This window comes from Methanosarcina baltica (genome assembly GCF_055394095.1).
Genome location: NZ_AP042463.1, coordinates 2,420,656 through 2,439,359 on the forward strand (window position 1 = coordinate 2,420,656; position 18,704 = coordinate 2,439,359).

At 49.5% G+C, this 18,704-nt stretch carries 14 protein-coding genes and 1 tRNA gene; all 15 read left to right on the forward strand.

Going from position 1 to position 18,704, the window contains the following annotated elements; all coding sequences use genetic code 11:
• Positions 1-52: 52 nt before the first annotated feature.
• Positions 53-1,354, forward strand: coding sequence for an amidohydrolase family protein (locus ACZ5QV_RS10595; RefSeq protein WP_464599789.1), 1,302 nt, complete (start codon positions 53-55; stop codon positions 1,352-1,354).
• A 159-nt stretch (positions 1,355-1,513) separates the two neighbouring features.
• Complete coding sequence (locus ACZ5QV_RS10600) at positions 1,514-2,749, forward strand: adenosylhomocysteinase (RefSeq protein WP_464599790.1); 1,236 nt, start codon at positions 1,514-1,516, stop codon at positions 2,747-2,749.
• A gap of 732 nt (positions 2,750-3,481) precedes the next feature.
• Positions 3,482-3,558: transfer RNA gene (locus tag ACZ5QV_RS10605), tRNA-Lys, on the forward strand.
• A 102-nt stretch (positions 3,559-3,660) separates the two neighbouring features.
• Positions 3,661-3,897 carry a DNA-directed RNA polymerase subunit H gene (locus tag ACZ5QV_RS10610; RefSeq protein WP_464599791.1) on the forward strand — a complete coding sequence of 79 codons (237 nt, stop codon included), beginning with the start codon at positions 3,661-3,663 and terminating at the stop codon, positions 3,895-3,897.
• A 316-nt stretch (positions 3,898-4,213) separates the two neighbouring features.
• A complete protein-coding gene (locus ACZ5QV_RS10615) occupies positions 4,214-5,824 on the forward strand; it encodes a DNA-directed RNA polymerase subunit B'' (RefSeq protein ID WP_464599792.1) in 1,611 nt (536 codons plus the stop codon).
• The gene (rpoB, locus tag ACZ5QV_RS10620; RefSeq protein ID WP_464599793.1) at positions 5,817-7,631 is read left to right on the forward strand and encodes a DNA-directed RNA polymerase subunit B; all 1,815 of its coding nucleotides are present in this window, start codon (positions 5,817-5,819) and stop codon (positions 7,629-7,631) included. The genes ACZ5QV_RS10615 and rpoB overlap by 8 nt, the downstream gene beginning before the upstream one ends.
• 14 nt (positions 7,632-7,645) lie before the next feature.
• Positions 7,646-10,291, forward strand: coding sequence for a DNA-directed RNA polymerase subunit A' (locus tag ACZ5QV_RS10625; protein WP_464599794.1), 2,646 nt, complete (start codon positions 7,646-7,648; stop codon positions 10,289-10,291).
• 41 nt (positions 10,292-10,332) lie between these two features.
• Positions 10,333-11,478, forward strand: coding sequence for a DNA-directed RNA polymerase subunit A'' (rpoA2, locus tag ACZ5QV_RS10630; protein ID WP_464602087.1), 1,146 nt, complete (start codon positions 10,333-10,335; stop codon positions 11,476-11,478).
• A 265-nt stretch (positions 11,479-11,743) separates the two neighbouring features.
• Positions 11,744-12,034 carry a 50S ribosomal protein L30e gene (locus ACZ5QV_RS10635; protein WP_464599795.1) on the forward strand — a complete coding sequence of 97 codons (291 nt, stop codon included), beginning with the start codon at positions 11,744-11,746 and terminating at the stop codon, positions 12,032-12,034.
• Between the two features lie 21 nt (positions 12,035-12,055).
• On the forward strand, positions 12,056-12,481 hold the full coding sequence (locus tag ACZ5QV_RS10640) for a NusA-like transcription termination signal-binding factor (protein ID WP_464599796.1): 426 nt from the start codon (positions 12,056-12,058) through the stop codon (positions 12,479-12,481).
• A 106-nt stretch (positions 12,482-12,587) separates the two neighbouring features.
• Positions 12,588-13,016 carry a 30S ribosomal protein S12 gene (locus ACZ5QV_RS10645; protein ID WP_464599797.1) on the forward strand — a complete coding sequence of 143 codons (429 nt, stop codon included), beginning with the start codon at positions 12,588-12,590 and terminating at the stop codon, positions 13,014-13,016.
• Between the two features lie 6 nt (positions 13,017-13,022).
• A complete protein-coding gene (locus ACZ5QV_RS10650) occupies positions 13,023-13,583 on the forward strand; it encodes a 30S ribosomal protein S7 (protein ID WP_464599798.1) in 561 nt (186 codons plus the stop codon).
• Positions 13,584-14,198: 615 nt separating this feature from the next.
• Complete coding sequence (locus ACZ5QV_RS10655; RefSeq protein ID WP_464599799.1) at positions 14,199-16,391, forward strand: elongation factor EF-2; 2,193 nt, start codon at positions 14,199-14,201, stop codon at positions 16,389-16,391.
• 457 nt (positions 16,392-16,848) lie between these two features.
• Positions 16,849-18,117 (forward strand): translation elongation factor EF-1 subunit alpha, encoded by a 1,269-nt coding sequence (tuf, locus tag ACZ5QV_RS10660; protein WP_464599800.1) that lies wholly within the window; start codon positions 16,849-16,851, stop codon positions 18,115-18,117.
• Positions 18,118-18,155: 38 nt separating this feature from the next.
• Positions 18,156-18,464 carry a 30S ribosomal protein S10 gene (gene rpsJ / locus ACZ5QV_RS10665; RefSeq protein ID WP_464599801.1) on the forward strand — a complete coding sequence of 103 codons (309 nt, stop codon included), beginning with the start codon at positions 18,156-18,158 and terminating at the stop codon, positions 18,462-18,464.
• The last annotated feature ends 240 nt before the right edge of the window (positions 18,465-18,704 follow it).

The window sequence follows — 18,704 nt, forward strand, 5'->3', positions numbered from 1 at the left end:
ACATTCAATAACTCTTACGTTTCATAATCATTAAAATTCTCAGGTGTATCACATGGCTGACATAATCATAAAGAATGCTTACGTTTTGACAATGGACCCGGAGGCCGGCGACCTCAAAAACGGGACTGTCGTAATCGAGGACGGAATAATCACGGAAATCGGTGAAAATACGGTCGAAACCGCCGACACCGTGATTGACGCAAAAGGTTCGGTTGTGATGCCCGGGCTTGTAAACACCCACACCCACGCGGCCATGACACTTTTTCGGGGCTATGCCGACGACCTGCAACTTGCCGAGTGGCTCCAGGAGTATATGTGGCCTGCGGAAGCCCAGCTCCAGGCCTCCGATGTTTATACGGGGACCCTCCTGGCCTGTCTTGAAATGATTAAGTCCGGGACGACCTCTTTTGCCGACATGTACTTTTTTATGGACGAGACCGCAAAGGCCGTTGAAACATCCGGACTTCGGGCGGCTCTTTCCTACGGTATGATCGAACTCGGAGATGAAGAAAAGGGCCGGAATGAACTCAGGGAAGGGAGGCGCTTTGTCCGGGAATGGCAGGGTGCGGCCGGAGGTCGGATTTCCACCATGTACGGGCCCCACGCTCCCAATACCTGTTCCAGGGAGTTTCTGTCAAAGGTCAGGGAAGCTGCAACTGAGGACGGAGCAGGGATCCACATCCATGTGCTCGAGACCGAGGCCGAGCTTAACGCTATGAAAGCGCAGTACGGGATGTGTTCCGTGAACATGCTTGAAGAACTCGGCTTTTTCGGGCCCGATGTGCTTGCGGCTCACTGCGTTTGGCTCTCGGACGGGGATATCGATATCCTGAACAGGAGAGGCGTCAAAGTCTCCCATAACCCTGTAAGCAACATGAAGCTCGCCTCGGGAATCGCACCTGTTCAGAAAATGCTTGCCAGGGGAATGAACGTGGGTCTCGGGACTGATGGCTGCGCCTCGAACAATAATCTGGACCTCTTCGAGGAAATGAAAACCGCGGCTCTGCTCCACAAGGTCAACACCTTTGACCCGACGGTTTTGCCTGCGCGGCAGGTGCTTGAGATGGCCACCGTAAAAGGCGCTCAGGCAATCGAACCTGAGGCCGGGATGCTGAAGGTCGGGAAAAAGGCGGACCTTATCGTGGTGGACATGAAAAAGCCCCATCTGGCCCCGTGCTTTGACAATGTGCCCTCCCATCTCGTGTACGCGGCAGGTGGCTCTGATGTCCGGACCACAATCGTTGACGGGAAAGTCCTGATGGACGATTACAGGGTGCTTGTGCTGGACGAGGAAAAAATTGTTGAAGATACCCAAAAAGCCGCGGAAGCCCTTGTGGGAAGGGTCAATTCCTGAAGGTTAATTATAGATGGTACAGGATATTAACGTTTATAAGAACGCAGCAGAAAACCCCTGAGTCTTTAGCTCAGGTGTAGTTGACACGGTTTAATCGATTATTTGACCGCTTATTTGACCGCTTATTATTAATCGCTTATCTTAAGTAATGGGATTAACATGGACGAAAAAGAACTCATAGAATCCGGAAATATGAAGATGGAATGGGCAAGAAACCATATGCCCGTTCTGGAAATCATTAGAGATAACTTCATAGAGGAACAGCCTCTCAAAGGCCACACCATCGCAATGGCCCTTCACGTGGAAGCAAAAACCGCCGTCCTTGTGGAGACTCTTGCGTTAGGCGGGGCAAAGGTCGCGATTGCGGGCTGCAACCCTCTGAGTACCCAGGACGATGTGGCAATGGCCCTTGACACCCGGGAAAACGTTTCCTGTTTTGCAAAATACGGGTGCAACACCCAGGAGTATTACGATGCTCTTGATGCGGTTCTTGATTTCGAGCCCGATATCACAATTGATGACGGAGCCGACCTTATTTTCAAGTTACATAAGGCAAGGACCGACCTTCTTCCGAACATCATCGGAGGCTGCGAGGAAACCACAACCGGGGTTCACAGGTTGAACTCAATGGAAAAGGATGGGGCTCTTAAAATGCCGGTCATTGCCGTAAACGACGCCATGACCAAGTATCTCTTCGACAACCGCTACGGGACCGGGCAGTCGGCCTGGGACGGGATTAACAGGACTACCAACCTCCTGGTTGCGGGCAAAAATGTCGTTGTTGCAGGCTACGGTTGGTGTGGCCGGGGCGTTGCCATGCGGGCCGATGGCCTCGGGGCAAACGTGCTTGTGACAGAAGTGGACACCATAAGGGCGCTTGAGGCCCGGATGGACGGCTACAGGGTCATGAAGATGAGCGAAGCCGCAAAGCTCGGGGACATCTTTGTTACGACCACCGGAAACCGGGATATCCTGGTTGAGGAACATTTCAAGCTTATGAGAGACGGGGCAATCCTGGCCAACTCCGGGCACTTTAACGTGGAAATCGACATGGAGGCTCTGGCCGCCCTTGCAAATTCCGTAAAGACCGTCCGGAAAAACATCAAGGAATACGATCTCGGAAACAGGCGCATCAACGTCATCGCTGACGGCAGGCTCGTAAACCTGGCTGCAGGAGACGGGCACCCGGCCGAGGTCATGGACATGAGTTTCGCAAACCAGGCTCTCTGCGTCCGCTATATCGCTGAAAACAAGCTTCTTGACGGCGTCCATAAGGTCCCCCTCGACATTGACACCTACGTAGCAAAGCTCAAACTGGAGTCCATGGGCATAACCATAGATGAACTGACCACCAAACAGGAACGCTACATGAACGGCTGGGAGTTCGGGACATAATTCAGTATTGCTCAAGTACGTTCACAAACCCGGACGTTTGAGCCTTCATCGATCAACGAATTTCCAGTAAGAACCGGACACGGATAAACACGGATTGCAGTCATCCGTGTCCATACGTTTATCAGTGGTTCATTCTTCATTTTTGAATGAAACACTAGATAATTTTAAGAATCGCGAATTTTGTGTCTGGAGATAACTATTTGTAGAAAGGTTTCTGGAGAGAAGTATCTTGAGAAATGTCTCTGGAGAAAACTCTCTGAAAAAAGTATATGATTAAGTATCTGAAAACTAATTTTTGGAGGGTGCTTAATTTTCAGCTACTTTTTTCGGTGATTTTTTTGGAGGATGGATATGTGTGGGTTCTTGAGCATGAGGAATACTTTGAATATGTGGAGAACAGTGGGCATGTGAGGTATGGATGCAACTCACCTGTTTTTCCAATTCAATAATAATTATCTTATTGTATTTTTCCTCTTACATTCTAAAAACTCGGAATCTTCGTACTTATAACTTTCCAGTAACTAGGCTACAAATCCTGCATTCTTATACAACATTGCAAATTATTCTATTTTACATATGGTTTTTTTAGGGGACTCCTACCCTCAACCAAAAATTATATATACTATAATTACAATTAGAGCGTTGCACCGGTGTGAGAGGTGCGCCACTCACTGTTCGAGACTCAGGTGAATTTTACCTGGTACAAAGTCTGATTCGAACGGATTCATGTGTGGGCCCGTAGCTCAGTCAGGCAGAGCGACTGGCTTTTAACCAGTCGGCCTAGGGTTCAAATCCCTACGGGCCCGCCATACTATGTGGGCAATCTTTTGGTATACTTTTTGTATACATTGATTTTTTAATATATTTGGGCAATATATTTTTATCATATCTTTATTTTTGGAGGAAAGGATTTGACAAAGTTCAGCTTGCTCGATCATGAGTCAGTTCCCATACATGAAATCATGTCTGAGGCTGAGTTAAAGTCTGTTTTAAGCAAATATTCCAATGAGAAAGAACATTTTCCCAAGATCAGGATGGACGATCCGGTCGTAAAAGAGATCGGCGCTACTATCGGGGATGTTGTAAGAATCAAGCGTAAAAGTTACACTGCAGGGGAGGCAGATTATTACAGGCTCGTCATTGAGTAATCATGAGGGGCATTTTTTAAGCCGTGTCGAATGGCCTGAGTCTTCCAAAGGCAGTTTTCCAAAAACATGTTTTTCAAAGACAGGTTTTCCAGAGACAGGTTTTTCAAAGGTATTTTTTTCAGGACAGGCTTTCTAAAGATGAGTCTTCTAATGGCTGTTGTTTTCCAAATTCAGATTCCTATTATGCTGTATAATAAATACTGCTTAATTATTTAATAATTTTTATTATCGATTTTCACTTCAAATCAAAGAGGGTGCTAGTATCGCGTTAGATAATAGTGTATTGCCGCGGGCTTATTTTACACAGGATAAGATCGTGCAGCACCATATCGATTCTTTTAACAAATTCATCGATAATGGGCTGCAAAAGATCATCGATGAGCAGAATATAATAGAAACAGATATCGAGGGCACGTACATCAAGCTCGGAAAAATCAGGGTTGAGCATCCGGTGGTGAAGGAGGCAGACGGGGCTATTGAGAAACTGTTCCCGAACGAGGGCCGGCTTCGTAACCTCTCATACTCGGGCCCCCTTTATCTGGAGATGAGTGTTGTCGAAGGTGAGGTGGAGAAAGAGGTCCATGAAGCGAAGATCGGGCAGCTCCCCATCATGATTAAGTCCAAGATGTGCAACCTTCTGGGGCTTAGTGACTCTGAAAAGGTCCGCTACGGAGAAGACCCACTGGATCCAGGAGGCTATTTCATAGTCGGTGGGACTGAAAGGGTTGTTATGACCCTTGAAGACCTGGCTCCGAACAAGATCCTCGTTGAGATCGGAGAACGTTACGGGGATAAAATCGAAGTCGCAAAGGTATTCTCTCAGAATAGGGGATACAGAGCGCTCGTAATCGTTGAGCGGGGCCGAAAGTCCCTCCTGGAAGTTTCCTTCCCATCTATTTCCGGAAGGGTGTTTTTCATTACCCTTATGCGGGCCCTCGGTATTGTGACTGATGAGGACATCGTAAACGCGGTTTCAAGCGACCCCGAAATCATCAAGTTCATGCTCGAAAATCTCGAAGAAGCCGAGGTGGATTCCCAGGAAGCGGCTATCGAGAAAATTGGAGCAAGGGTCGCAGCCGGTCAGGCCAAGGAATACCAGATCAAAAGGGCAGATTACGTAATTAACAGGTACCTCTTCCCTCATCTCGGTAACGAAAGTACTGACAGGCTGGCAAAAGCCCATTTCCTTGCCCGGATGGCCGAGTCCTGTTTTGAGCTGGCGCTTAAAAAGCGTACACCAGACGACAAAGACCATTACGCGAACAAACGGCTCAAACTGGCGGGAGACCTGATGGAAGACCTCTTCAGGGTTTCATTTAACAGGCTGGCCAGGGACATCAAGTACCAGCTCGAACGCGCCAACATGAGGAACAGGGAACTCAACGTTGCGACAACCGTCAGGGCCGATGTCCTCACCGACCGTTTGCAGCATCCTCTTGCAACCGGAAACTGGGTTGGAGGCAGGACCGGGGTATCTCAGTTGCTTGACAGGAATGACTATATCTCAACACTTTCGCATCTTCGGCGTGTAATTTCCCCGCTTTCGAGGGCCCAGCCTCACTTCGAGGCCCGGGACCTGCACCCCTCGCAGTGGGGGAGGCTTTGTCCCTCGGAAACCCCCGAAGGCCCTAACTGTGGACTGGTTAAGAACTTCGCCCAGATGGTGGAGCTTTCTACAGGCATGGACGATTCCGAGAGCCTAAAGAAGATCCTCTACGACCTGAATGTGGAACGCCTGATCATAAAATCGCCGGTAATCCTTCAAGTTTCCGATGAAAGCGTTGTGGATCGGGATAAGGAAGACGAGGAAGAACTTTTCGGAGTAGTGGAAGAAATAGATGTTTCCACCGAAGAGCCAAAGTTAAAAGAAGACGATGATTTATTAGGCGAAAGACTGGATGACGGCGGGTCGATGCTAAATGACTAAGGCAAAGGTATTCATAAACGGTGAACTTGTCGGGACACACGACAACCCTGTGGAACTGGTAAAAGAACTCAGGAAAATGAGGCGGCAGAGCCTCATATCCCGACAGGTCAATATAACCCTGAACAACAACACCAGGGAAGTGGTCATTAACTCTGACATGGGGAGAGCTAGAAGACCCGCTGTAATTGTGGAAAACGGGGTTTCCCTCGTAACGGAAGAGCATCTCGAGAAACTTCAGAACGGGGAAATCAACTTCGATGACCTTGTGAACCAGGGTTGTGTCGAGTTCCTTGATGCTGAGGAAGAGGAAAACACCTTTATCGCTCTTTACGAGTCCCATCTGACTCCGGAGCACACCCACCTGGAAATCGACCCCGAACTCATGCTCGGGATCTGTACGGGTATGGTCCCCCATCCGGAACACAACGCATCCCCTCGTAATACCATGGGTGCGGCCATGATCAAACAGTGTATCGGGGTCTCCACAGCCAACCAGAAACTCAGGCCCGATACGAGAGCGCATGTCCTGCATTACCCTCAGAGGGCTCTTTCAAGGACCAGGACATGTGAATCCATCGGCTTTGACGAAAGACCGGCAGGACAGAACTTTGTCGTTGCCGTTCTTTCTTACGAAGGCTATAATATTGAAGATGCTTTGATTTTCAACAACGGTTCGATTGAAAGAGGGCTTGGAAGAAGCCACTTCCTCCGTACTTTTGAAGGGGAAGAGCGCAGGTACCCCGGAGGGCAGGAAGACAAATTTGAAATTCCTGACTCCGAATTCCGCGGGGCCCGCAGTTCCGATTCCTATGCGAACCTGGACATCGACGGGCTTGTCAATCCTGAAACCCGCGTGGGGCCAAACGACGTGCTGATCGGAAAAACCAGTCCCCCAAGGTTCCTGGAAGAACCTTCCGAATTCGGGACGACCGTGGAGCAGAGGCGTGAGAGTTCAATTACCATGCGGTCCAACGAAAAAGGAATCGTGGACACGGTCATACTTACTGAATCCATTAACGGGACCCGGCTTGCCAAGGTCAAGGTAAGAGACGAGAGGATCCCGGATATCGGGGACAAGTTCGCATCAAGGCACGGGCAGAAAGGGGTTATCGGGCTGAAAGTACCAATCGCTGACATGCCCTTTACGGAATCCGGCTTAACCCCGGACCTTATGATCAATCCCCACGCCATCCCGTCCCGTATGACTGTCGGGCATGTGCTGGAAATGATCGGAGGAAAGGTCGGGTCCATGGAAGGCAAAAGGATCAATGCAACCGCTTTTTCGGGAGATACCGAAGAAGGTATGAGGCAGGCTCTTAAAGATCATGGATTTGCACATACCGGAAAGGAAATCTTTTATGATGGGGCAACAGGCAGGATGATCCCGGCCGATGTTTTTGTGGGTGTTATTCTTTACCAGAAACTGCACCATATGGTCACTTCCAAGATGCACGCCCGGTCTCGTGGGCCTGTTCAGGTACTTACTCGCCAGCCCACAGAAGGAAGAGCTAGAGAAGGTGGTCTGAGGTTCGGGGAAATGGAGCGTGACGTGCTTGTGGGGCACGGGGCTGCCATGTGCCTTAAGGAAAGGCTACTGGATGAATCTGACAAGGTTGTTGAACTCGTCTGTTCCCACTGCGGAATGGTCGCAACCTTTGATAAACAGCGCAATATAGCAGTCTGTCCGGCCTGTGGCGCGGACACGGACATTTTCCCTGTGGAGATGAGTTATGCATTTAAGTTGCTGCTGGACGAAATCAAGTCTCTTTGTGTGGCTCCGAGAATGGAACTGCAAGACGCAGTGTGAGGAGGTGAAGGACAATGGCAAACGTTCCCCCTATTCCTAAAAAAATTTCTGCGATCAAGTTCGGGTTAATGTCCCCGAAAGAAATCCGTAAAATGAGCGCAACCTCTATTGATACGGCTGACACTTACGATGATGACGGTTTTCCCATTGACATGGGACTCATGGACACAAAACTCGGGGTAATCGATCCTGGACTCCGTTGCAAGACCTGTCATGGAAGAGCCGGGGAATGCCCGGGACACTTTGGGCATATTAATCTGGTGGCTCCTGTAGTCCATGTGGGCTTTAACAAGATCATCCGGAAACTGCTGCGGGCTACCTGCCGAAAATGCAGTCGTCTGCTTCTGAACGTCCAGCAAAAGGAACATTTCTTAAGCCAGCTTGCGGCCATCGGGGAAATCGGGCACAGGCCTGATGATGTTATAAACGAGGCCTACAAGGAGGCAAGCAAGGTCAAGGTCTGCCCTTACTGTGGGGAAACTCAGCTTGATATCAAGTTTGAAAAGCCCACTGAGTACCTGGAAGACGGGGAAAAGCTGACCGCAACGGAAATCAGGGGCAGGTTCGAAGGCATTCCTGACGAGGACATAAAAGTAATCGGGATGGACCCTGAAAACGCAAGGCCGGAATGGGTTATCCTGACAGTTTTGCCCGTTCCTCCCGTAACGGTCCGCCCTTCCATTACCCTCGAGTCCGGGCAGCGCAGTGAAGACGACCTGACTCACAAGCTTGTGGATATTATAAGGATTAACTACCGTTTCCAGGAAAATCGGGAAGCTGGCGCTCCCCAGTTAATTATTGAGGATCTTTGGGAACTCCTGCAATATCACGTTACCACCTTCTTTGACAACTCCGTATCCGGAATTCCCCCGGCCAGGCACAGGTCCGGCAGGCCTCTAAAGACTCTTTCCCAGCGTCTTAAGGGTAAGGAAGGCCGGTTCAGGGGAAGTCTTTCAGGTAAGCGTGTGAACTTTTCCGCCCGTACGGTTATTTCTCCTGACCCGAACCTCAGTATTAACGAGGTTGGAGTCCCCATTCCCATAGCAAGAATTCTGACCGTACCCATTACCGTAACTCCCAGGAACATCGAGCAGCTCAAGGTCATCATCCGCAATTCAGGGGTGGTCCATCCGGGTGCAAATTACGTATTCAGGCCGGATGGCAGGCGTATTAAGGTCACCGAGAGCAATAAGGAAGACCTTGTCGAGAAACTCGATTTCAACTGGATGGTGGAAAGACAGCTTAATGACGGAGACACTGTACTCTTCAACAGGCAGCCCTCTCTGCATAAGATGAGTATTATGGCTCATTCTGTAAAGGTGCTTCCCGATAAAACCTTCCGGCTGAACCCGGCCGTCTGTCCTCCCTACAACGCTGACTTTGACGGGGACGAGATGAACATGCACGCCCTTCAGACCGAAGAGTCGAGGGCAGAGGCTAAAATCCTCATGCAGGTCCAGGAAAACATCCTCTCCCCGCGTTTCGGTGGGCCCATTATCGGAGGGATTCACGACCATATATCGGGCCTTTTCATCCTGACCCGTTTCGAGAAAAAGATCTCAAAGGCCGATTCGTTTGACCTTCTCCGAAAGACGGATGTGGAAAAGGTGCTTCCCGAACCTTCAAGTTATGGGGATAACGGAGAGCCTTACTGGACAGGAAAGCAGATCTTCAGCCAGCTCCTGCCCAGGGGCCTGAACATGGGTTTCTCGGCTCAGGTCTGTTCCCACTGCGATACCTGTAAGGAAGAGGGTTGTCCTTACGACTCTTATGTGGTGATTGAAGATGGGGAATTGATTAAAGGTACCGTTGACGAGGCATCCATAGGGGCTTTTAAGGGCAAGATTCTGGAACGGATCATCAAAGAGTTCGGAGCCGGCCAGGGAGCTCGCTTTGTGGACAACTTTACCAGACTTGCCATCCGTGCACTAATGAGATCGGGCCTGAGTTTCGGGATTGCGGACGAAGATATTCCGAAGGAAGCCAGTATCCAGATTAACGAGGTTCTCGGCAAGGCTGAAGAAGACGTTCAGAAACTTATTCAGTCTTTTATTAACAAGGAACTCGAACCCCTGCCGGGCCGGACGCTTGATGAAACCATTGAAATGAGCATCATGCAAAAGCTCGGTAAGGCCAGGGATGAGACCGGTAACATTGCGGACAGCCACATGGGGCTTGAAAACCCTGCGGTTATCATGGCCAGATCCGGAGCCAGAGGTTCTATACTGAACCTGACCCAGATGGCGGCTTGTGTGGGCCAGCAGGCGGTCCGTGGTGAACGTATCCAAAGAGGGTATGCGGGCAGGACCCTGCCTCACTTTGCGGTGGGGGACCTGGGTTCGGATGCCCACGGTTTCGTGAAAGCCAGTTACAAGAGTGGACTGAACCCGACCGAATATTTCTTCCACGCAATCGGTGGTAGGGAAGGTCTGGTGGACACGGCTGTGCGTACCTCTCAGTCAGGTTACCTCCAGCGCAGGCTCGTAAACGCCCTTCAGGACCTGGAAGCCCAGTATGACCTGACGGTTCGGGATACCAGAGGGGTGCTCGTACAGTTCAAGTTCGGAGAAGATGGGATCAACCCGACAAAGAGTGATTTCAGCAAGCCTGATGCCATCCGCAGGATTGTCAGTGATGTTGTGAACAGGGAGGTGGAATGATGGCGATCGGTGAATCTACTATTGAGATCATGACCAGAGACATGCCCCTGCCGGCAAATATTATGAAGACCCTCCGGGAAGAGGTTCTCAAGGCCGGAGTCAATAAAAAACAAATGGAAGAGATCATCGCGCAGGTCCTGGATGAATACAAAGTGGCCTGCATCGAGCCCTGTGACGCCGTGGGCGTCGTTGCCGCCCAGTCTATAGGGGAACCGGGTACTCAGATGACGATGCGTACCTTCCACTATGCCGGTGTGGCTGAAATTAATGTTACCCTGGGTTTGCCGCGTCTGGTCGAAATTGTGGACGCAAGGAAAATCCCGAGTACTCCGATGATGACAATCGCCCTTTCCAAGGAAGACCCGGATGACTATGCTTACAACAGGGAAAAGACTCGGATCCTTGCCTGGGAGATTGAGGCTACTAAAATCGATCACATCGCGGACGTTACGACCGACCTTTCCCAGATGAAGCTGATTCTCGATTTGCACGAAAAGGCCATGGACGGCAGGCACATCACAATTGAACAGGTTAAGGAAAAGTTCAACGATGAGCTGAATGTGATGGTTGCCATCTCCCCGGATATCGACAATCAGATCGTCATAACCCCAAATGAGGCTTCCTATAGGGAGCTGCTCCAGCTTGCTAAAAGTATTCATGATGTCACCCTGAAAGGGGTTGAGGGAATCAAAAGGGTCGTGGTCCGAAAGGAAGGGGAAGAATATACCCTATATACCGAAGGCTCGGCCCTCCGGGAAGTGCTCCAGTTCGATGGGGTGGACAGGTCCCGGACGACCACAAACAACATCAATGAAATCTACGAGGTGCTTGGGATCGAAGCTGCCCGGAACTCGATTATCAAGGAAGCTACCGATACCCTCCGTGAACAGGGGCTTACTGTGGATATCCGGCACATCATGCTTGTGGCGGATCTCATGACCTGTGACGGAGAAGTAAAGCAGATCGGAAGGCACGGAATTTCCGGTGAAAAGGCCAGTGTCTTTGCAAGGGCGGCTTTCGAAGTTACGGTGAACCATCTGCTGGATGCAGGAATGCGCGGAGATGTGGACCTGTTGCAGGGTGTGACCGAAAACATCATTGTCGGGCAGCCGATTCGTATGGGTACCGGAGATGTGCACCTTGTCGCTAAAAAGAGACCGAATGCTCTGGCAGCAAAGGATGATTGAGGGCTTTGAAAAGGGATGTTGAAAACTCCCTGAATAAAGGCCCATAAAAATCCGAAACATTCGGTTATTGGGGTTTTTGGGCTCTGGGGTTTTTCCCCGGATGCAGATCTCATAACCAGAAAATAGATATAAGGAATCAGGTATTTAGAGTACCATATATTCACCGTGATCAGGAAATCCCTTTCGATATGGTTATGTTTGCCAATCATTTCTCGGTATAGGATTGAGTATATATTTCAAGTTCGAGAATACAGAGTTGATGAAAATGGATATTAATGTTGACAAGTCACTTATCAAGGTTATGAGAACAGGCTCCGTTATTATCGGAACCAATCTGACCATTAATGCAGCGGAACAGGGTAATGCAAAGCTGGTGGTGCTGGCATCAAACTGTCCGGAAAACGTAATAGCAAAGATCCAGGCAACAGGGACCCCTGTTCTGGTGTACGAAGGAACAAATGTGGATCTGGGCCCGGCATGCGGGAAACCATTTACAATCGCAGCAATGGCAATCATTGATGTAGGGGAATCCGATATCCTGGCGGCAGTCGTCTGAGAATGAAGGAGTTGCAGCATTTTGGGCGAGATTAAACTTACAGCAGAAAGTATGCAGTTTATTGCCTTATTCGAAAATATGACCAGGGCCCATGTTCAGGACTGCATTGCAGAAGAGGACAGGCTTATTTATGTCATAAAGCAGGGGGATATGGGACTTGCCATAGGGCGTAACGCGGAACACATCAGCCGTGTTAAAAATACCCTTGACAGGCCCATTGAACTTGTTGAATACTCAGGCGATCCTGTTACCTTCATAAAAAATGCCTTCGGGCCTGTAAGCATTAGTTCCGTGCACATCGTAAATAAAAATAGCAAGCGTTTAGCTTATGTAGAGGTACCCAATAAAGAAAAGGGGCTTGCCATAGGAAGAAGCGGCAGAAACGTTGATAAGGTAAAAACGCTTGCCCGTCGTCACCATGACATTGACGATGTGATTTTACAGTGATCCCAAAAGCTGGAACGACTCATTCCATGAGTGCCACTGCTCTGATCGCTAAGTATTATATTGATCACTTAAACCAAATTTGATCGCATCAAATGGAGAATTTAAAATGACAAATGGAAAGTATGCAGCCCATATACTTAAACAGACCCGGCAGAGTGCCCGCTGGAAAGACTCCAGATACAACAGGCGTGTCCTTGGTCTGAACGTGAAAGCTGACCCTCTTGGGGGCGCACCCCAGGGTAGAGGCATTGTTCTTGAAAAAGTCGGAGTGGAAGCCAAGCAGCCCAACTCCGCAATCCGAAAATGTGTCCGTATCCAGCTTATCAAGAACGGACGCCAGGTAACTGCTTTCTGTCCAGGGGACGGAGCAGTGAACTTTATCGATGAACACGATGAAGTTACCGTGGAGAGGATCGGAGGAAGAATGGGCGGTGCCATGGGTGATATCCCGGGTGTACGCTTCAAAGTGATTGCCGTAAACAACGTGTGCTTACACGAAATGGTCATCGGCAGAATGGAAAAACCCAGGAGATGATTATTTTTGTATAAAATTTTCGGAAAGTGGGACCCAACAGAGGTCGAGGTCAAGGACCCTGGAATCAAGCGCTACATCAGCCTTGCTCCTGTAATCATCCCTCACTCCAGTGGGAAACACGCCAAACAACAGTTTCATAAATCAGATATCTCAATTGTCGAGCGCCTGGTCAACAACATCATGAGGAACGGCCAGAATACCGGTAAAAAGCAGACCACCCTCAAGATTGTGGAAGAGGCCTTCGACATTGTGAACAAGAAAACCCAGCAGAACCCCATCCAGGTGCTTGTGAACGCCCTCGGCCAGGCAGGTCCCAGGGAAGAGGTTGTCAGGCTTAAGTACGGTGGAATCTCCGTGCCAAAGGCAGTGGATACCGCCCCCCAGAGGCGTGTTGACTCCGCTCTTCGCTACATCAGCATGGGTACCGTAAATGGAGCCTTCAAATCCAAGCGTTCCGCCGCGGAATGCCTGGCCTCCGAAATAATTGGCGCAGCTAACCGCGATTCAAAGTGTTTCTCCATTAACAGGAAAGACGCAAAGGAAAGAGTCGCAAAGGCAGCTCGTTAATCGAGCAGTTTTCCTGTTATCGGGATTTTCCGTTATGGTTTTTCCCTCATAGGAATTCCTTTATTGGGATTTTCCGTTATGGTTTTTCCCTCATAGGAATTCTTTTATCGGGATTTTCCGTTATGGTTTTTCCCTCATAGGAATTCTTTTATCGGGATTTTCCGTTATGGTTTTTCCCTCATAGGAATTCATTGTTTCGCTTATTGAATTCTTAACCTGTACATAGCTAATACAACAAATAAGAATCAATAGGCATTATTATATTATTTTGGGTACGTAAGTCCCCTCTAAAAAAATGCCTTGTGGACGGGCTATCGGTACTTTGCCGATAATCTTCGATAAACAGGCTTGAAGATAGGTATTGAGTTCTTAGAACCAATACCTGGATGATTCAAGTACTCGAAGGAAGCTCTTTCCTCGATGTTTCTAATTGAAAATTAGAAACTCCTGTTAAACCTATGGTTTAACACGACTCCAAAGGAGGCAGGTAGGGGTAGTTCACTTATTGCTTTACAGGCTATTTGTCTTATTGAATATCCGGCTAATCGCTTGTTTTTAATCATAAATTCAAATATTCAAATTTCTAAACTTAAAGGTTCAATTCAAGGTATTATTATGGGACGAAGGAAGAAAATGGTCGAGCGCGTAACCGCACTTATGGCCAACCCCGAAAAGATCCGAAATATCGGTATCGTTGCGCACATTGACCACGGAAAAACCACATTATCTGACAACCTTCTGGCTGGAGCCGGCATGATCTCTAACGAGCTTGCAGGCAGGCAGTTGTTCATGGACTCCGATGAGGAAGAACAGGCTCGTGGAATCACCATTGATTCCTCCAACGTGTCCATGGTTCACACTTATGGGGAAGATGATTTCCTTATCAATCTTATCGACACCCCGGGTCACGTCGACTTTGGTGGAGACGTTACCCGTGCGATGAGAGCTGTGGATGGTGCGGTTGTTGTTGTGGATGCGGTCGAAGGTACCATGCCTCAGACCGAGACTGTGCTCAGGCAGGCTCTCAGAGAGCATGTAAAGCCTGTGCTTTTTGTCAACAAGGTCGATAGGCTTATCAATGAACTTCAGGTGGACTCTCAGGAAATGCAGGTCCGCCTTGGAAAGCTCATTGACCACGTGAACAAGCTCATTAAGAGCATGAACGAGGAGAAGTACAAGGCCGGATGGAGAGTCGATGCCGCAGACGGGACCGTTGCTTTCGGTTCAGCTCTTTACAACTGGGCAATCAGTGTGCCCATGATGCAGAAGACCGGGATTTCTTTCGGGGATATTTATGACCGCTGCCGTGCCGGGGACATGAAGTTCCTTGGCGAAAAATGCCCTCTGCACGAAGCTGTTCTTGACATGGTTATCCACCATCTGCCAAACCCGCTCGAGGCCCAGAAGGACAGGGTTAAAGCTATCTGGCACGGAGATGAGGAGTCCCCTATCGGAAAGTCCATGGCAACGGCGGACGCCAACGGAGACCTCGCATTCATGGTAACGGACATCTCCACAGACCCCCATGCAGGAGAGGTTGCAACCGGAAGACTGTTCAGCGGTTCCTTTTCCAGAGGTATGGAAGTCTACACATCAGGCACTGCCAAGAAGAGCAGGGTCCAGCAGGTCGGTATCTTTATGGGTCCCGAAAGGCTTGAAGTGGAAAGAATCCCTGCCGGAAATATTGCTGCAGTCACAGGGCTAAAGGATGCATTCGTTGGTTCGACCATCACCACCCTCGACGGCATGATTCCCTTTGAGAGCATCAGGCACGTAAGTGAGCCTGTGGTTACCGTGGCTGTCGAGGCAAAGCACACCAAGGACCTGCCAAAGCTTGTTGAGGTTCTGAGACAGGTGGCCAAGGAAGACCCGACCCTCCAGATCACCCTTGACGAAGAAACCGGGGAACACCTCATGGCCGGTATGGGTGAACTGCACCTTGAAGTCATAGGGCATAGGATCGAAAGGGACAAAAATGTGGAAATCATCACAAGTAAGCCCATCGTTGTGTACCGGGAAACCGTCAAGAATAGAATCGACCCGGTTGAAGGGAAGTCCCCCAACAGGCACAACAGATTTTATATCTATGTGGAACCCCTTTCTTCTGAAATTGTCGATCTTGTCAAGGCCGGCGAAATCTCTATGAGAATGCCTGAACTTGAGCGCAGGGAAAAGCTCCTTGCACTCGGTATGGGCAAGGACGAGGCAAAGGCCATCACCGCCATTTACGGGACCAACATATTCCTCGACATGACCAGAGGTATCCAGTACCTCAACGAAACCATGGAACTTGTGATCGACGGTTTCGAAGAAGTCATGAAGGCAGGGCCGCTTACCAGGGAGCCTGTCTCCAACGTCAAAGTCGTGCTTGTGGACGCAAAGCTGCACGAGGACACAATCCACAGGGGTCCGGCTCAGGTCATCCCTGCCGCCAGACAGGCCATACAGGCCGGGATGCTCCTTGCAGAAGACAGTCTGCTTGAGCCTTACCAGAAGGTCTTTGTCCAGGTGCCGCAGCTTAACATGGGCGGCGCAACCAAGGAAATGCAGGGCCGTCGCGGCGTTATCCAGAACATGACAACCGAGGGTGACCTGGCAATTATCGAGTGCAGGGTGCCTGTGGCTGAGATGTTCGGCTTTGCCGGGGAAATCAGGTCCGCAACCGAAGGGCGTGCCATGTGGAGTACGGAGTTCGGCGGCTTTGAAATCGTGCCGGCAAGTCTCCTTGTCGATATCGTTACCAAGATCAGGGAAAGAAAGGGCCTTAAGAAAGACCTGCCCAGGCCTACTGACTTCGTCGGGCTTTGAATTTAATACGTAAAAGAAAAAAGAAAAGCATCAATTCCGGGCAATCAATGGGGAACGGAGGCTTTAAAGCCTTTTTTCCTATTTTTCGGGCTCTCCGGCTTCCTGAATGGCAGGGTTCTGTCTTATTCGGGAAACCGTCAAATTCAAATATATCTATCAGGTTCAGATATATCCCATTAATTCCGGTGCGAAATTTCCGGTTGATTGGAAAACTTTAAACGTAAGATTGTCTATAATGGGGTGAAACAGCCCTAGCCGCTGGAACTCAGGCTGGTTTTTGCCTGTGCGGAAAATATGTGTAAGGGCTCTGACCAAACAGGTCAATATTGAGTATAAAGAACATATAGGCAGAGTTATTTCAATATTGATGTTTGCCCCAATGTTGATATAGTAATTACCTGATATTGGATACATCCGATATCGCTACTCATCCAGAAATAATATAGGAGTATTTAATATGGCATCAGATAAACCACATCTTAACTTAGCAGTCATTGGTCACATTGACCACGGAAAGTCTACCCTCGTAGGTCGCTTAATGTATGAAGCGGGAGCTGTTCCAGCTCACGTTATCGAGAAGTTCAGGGCAGAAGCAAAGGAAAAGGGTAAGGAATCCTTTGCATTTGCATGGGTTATGGATTCTCTTAAGGAAGAACGTGAGAGGGGTATCACCATTGACATCGCTCACAAGAGATTCGACACCGACAAGTACTACTTTACAGTTGTAGACTGCCCGGGCCACCGTGACTTCGTCAAGAACATGATCACCGGTGCTTCTCAGGCTGACGCAGCAATCCTCGTCGTTGCAGCTCCTGATGGTGTAATGGCCCAGACCAAGGAACACATCTTCCTTTCCAGGACCCTCGGTATCAACCAGCTCATCGTTGCTGTGAACAAGATGGACGCAGTCAAATACAGTGAGGACAGGTATAAGGAAGTCATCGAGCAGGTCTCCGGTATCCTTAAGATGATCGGCTTCAAGCCAAAAGATATCTCCTTCATCCCAACCTCTGCTTTCGAGGGCGACAACATCACCAAGTCCAGCGAAAACACACCCTGGTACAAGGGACCTTCCATCATGCAGGCCCTCGATCAGCTCACAGTACCTACAAAGCCGGACACCCTCCCGCTCAGGATCCCTGTGGAAGACGCATACACCATCTCCGGGATCGGAACCGTGCCTGTGGGCAGGGTCGAGACCGGGGTCATGAAGAAGGGCGATAAGATCATCTTCATGCCTACCGGGATAGCCGGAGAAGTCAAGTCCATTGAAATGCACCATGAAGAAATTGCACAGGCTGTTCCCGGCGACAACATTGGCTGGAACGTCCGTGGTGTCGGAAAGAGCGACGTCCGCAGAGGAGATGTCTGTGGCCACACTTCCAACCCACCATCCGTAGCTGATGAGTTCGTTGGCCAGATTGTGGTCCTTCAGCACCCCTCCGCAATCACCGCTGGATACACCCCTGTGTTCCACAGCCACACCTCTCAGGTAGCCTGCCAGTTCATTTCCCTTGACAAGAAGCTCGACCCCAAGACCGGTCAGGTCAAGGAAGAGAACCCGACCTTCATCAAGGCCGGAGACGCTGCAATCGTGACCTTCAAGCCAACAAAGCCAATGGTCATTGAGCCCGTAAAAGAAATTCCACAGCTTGGCAGATTCGCTATCCGTGATATGGGTATGACAATCGCTGCCGGTATGTGCATGAGTGTTAAGCAGAAATAAACACTCTCCATTTTTATTTTTTAACGGGGATACAAATTATGCAAAAAGCTAGAATAAGACTCTCAGGCATCAGTCCAACCGACCTCGATGGGGTATGCAATCAGGTAAAGTCTATCGCGGAAAGAACAGGAGTAAGCATCTCCGGTCCGGTCCCACTCCCAACCAAGAAACTGGTTGTACCCACAAGAAAGAGCCCAAGTGGCGATGGGACAGCAACCTGGGACCACTGGGAAATGCGCGTGCACAAGCGCCTCATCGACATCGCAGCCGATGAAAGGGCTCTGCGCCAGCTCATGAGAATCCAGGTCCCGAAGGACATCAGCATTGAAATTGTGCTTGAAGGATAATTGCATATGGGTTCAGCTTACAGAATAATTCTGTAACTGATCTTGCAAATGGGTTCAGCTTACAGAATAATTCTGTAACTGATCTTGCAAACCCTTTTCTATGCACGACTTATTTTAAATGCTTATTTTGCATCTTTCTAGCTATTTTTAAACTGTCGCGGGCGGGAAACCGTTCCAGACTGTTTTCCGCTTCGGGAGCACGGTGTCCGTTTCGGCACCCGAGTTCCGCTTCGGCACCCG

What these genes read in the sequence shown, in the direction of transcription:
- ACZ5QV_RS10595 (WP_464599789.1), top strand. Translation starts at nt 53, where the DNA reads ATGGCTGACATAATCATAAAGAATGCTTACGTTTTGACAATGGACCCG.
- ACZ5QV_RS10600 (WP_464599790.1), top strand. Translation starts at nt 1,514, where the DNA reads ATGGACGAAAAAGAACTCATAGAATCCGGAAATATGAAGATGGAATGG.
- rpoB (WP_464599793.1), top strand. Translation starts at nt 5,817, where the DNA reads ATGACTAAGGCAAAGGTATTCATAAACGGTGAACTTGTCGGGACACAC.
- ACZ5QV_RS10625 (WP_464599794.1), top strand. Translation starts at nt 7,646, where the DNA reads ATGGCAAACGTTCCCCCTATTCCTAAAAAAATTTCTGCGATCAAGTTC.
- rpoA2 (WP_464602087.1), top strand. Translation starts at nt 10,333, where the DNA reads ATGCCCCTGCCGGCAAATATTATGAAGACCCTCCGGGAAGAGGTTCTC.
- ACZ5QV_RS10635 (WP_464599795.1), top strand. Translation starts at nt 11,744, where the DNA reads ATGGATATTAATGTTGACAAGTCACTTATCAAGGTTATGAGAACAGGC.
- ACZ5QV_RS10645 (WP_464599797.1), top strand. Translation starts at nt 12,588, where the DNA reads ATGACAAATGGAAAGTATGCAGCCCATATACTTAAACAGACCCGGCAG.
- ACZ5QV_RS10655 (WP_464599799.1), top strand. Translation starts at nt 14,199, where the DNA reads ATGGGACGAAGGAAGAAAATGGTCGAGCGCGTAACCGCACTTATGGCC.
- tuf (WP_464599800.1), top strand. Translation starts at nt 16,849, where the DNA reads ATGGCATCAGATAAACCACATCTTAACTTAGCAGTCATTGGTCACATT.
- rpsJ (WP_464599801.1), top strand. Translation starts at nt 18,156, where the DNA reads ATGCAAAAAGCTAGAATAAGACTCTCAGGCATCAGTCCAACCGACCTC.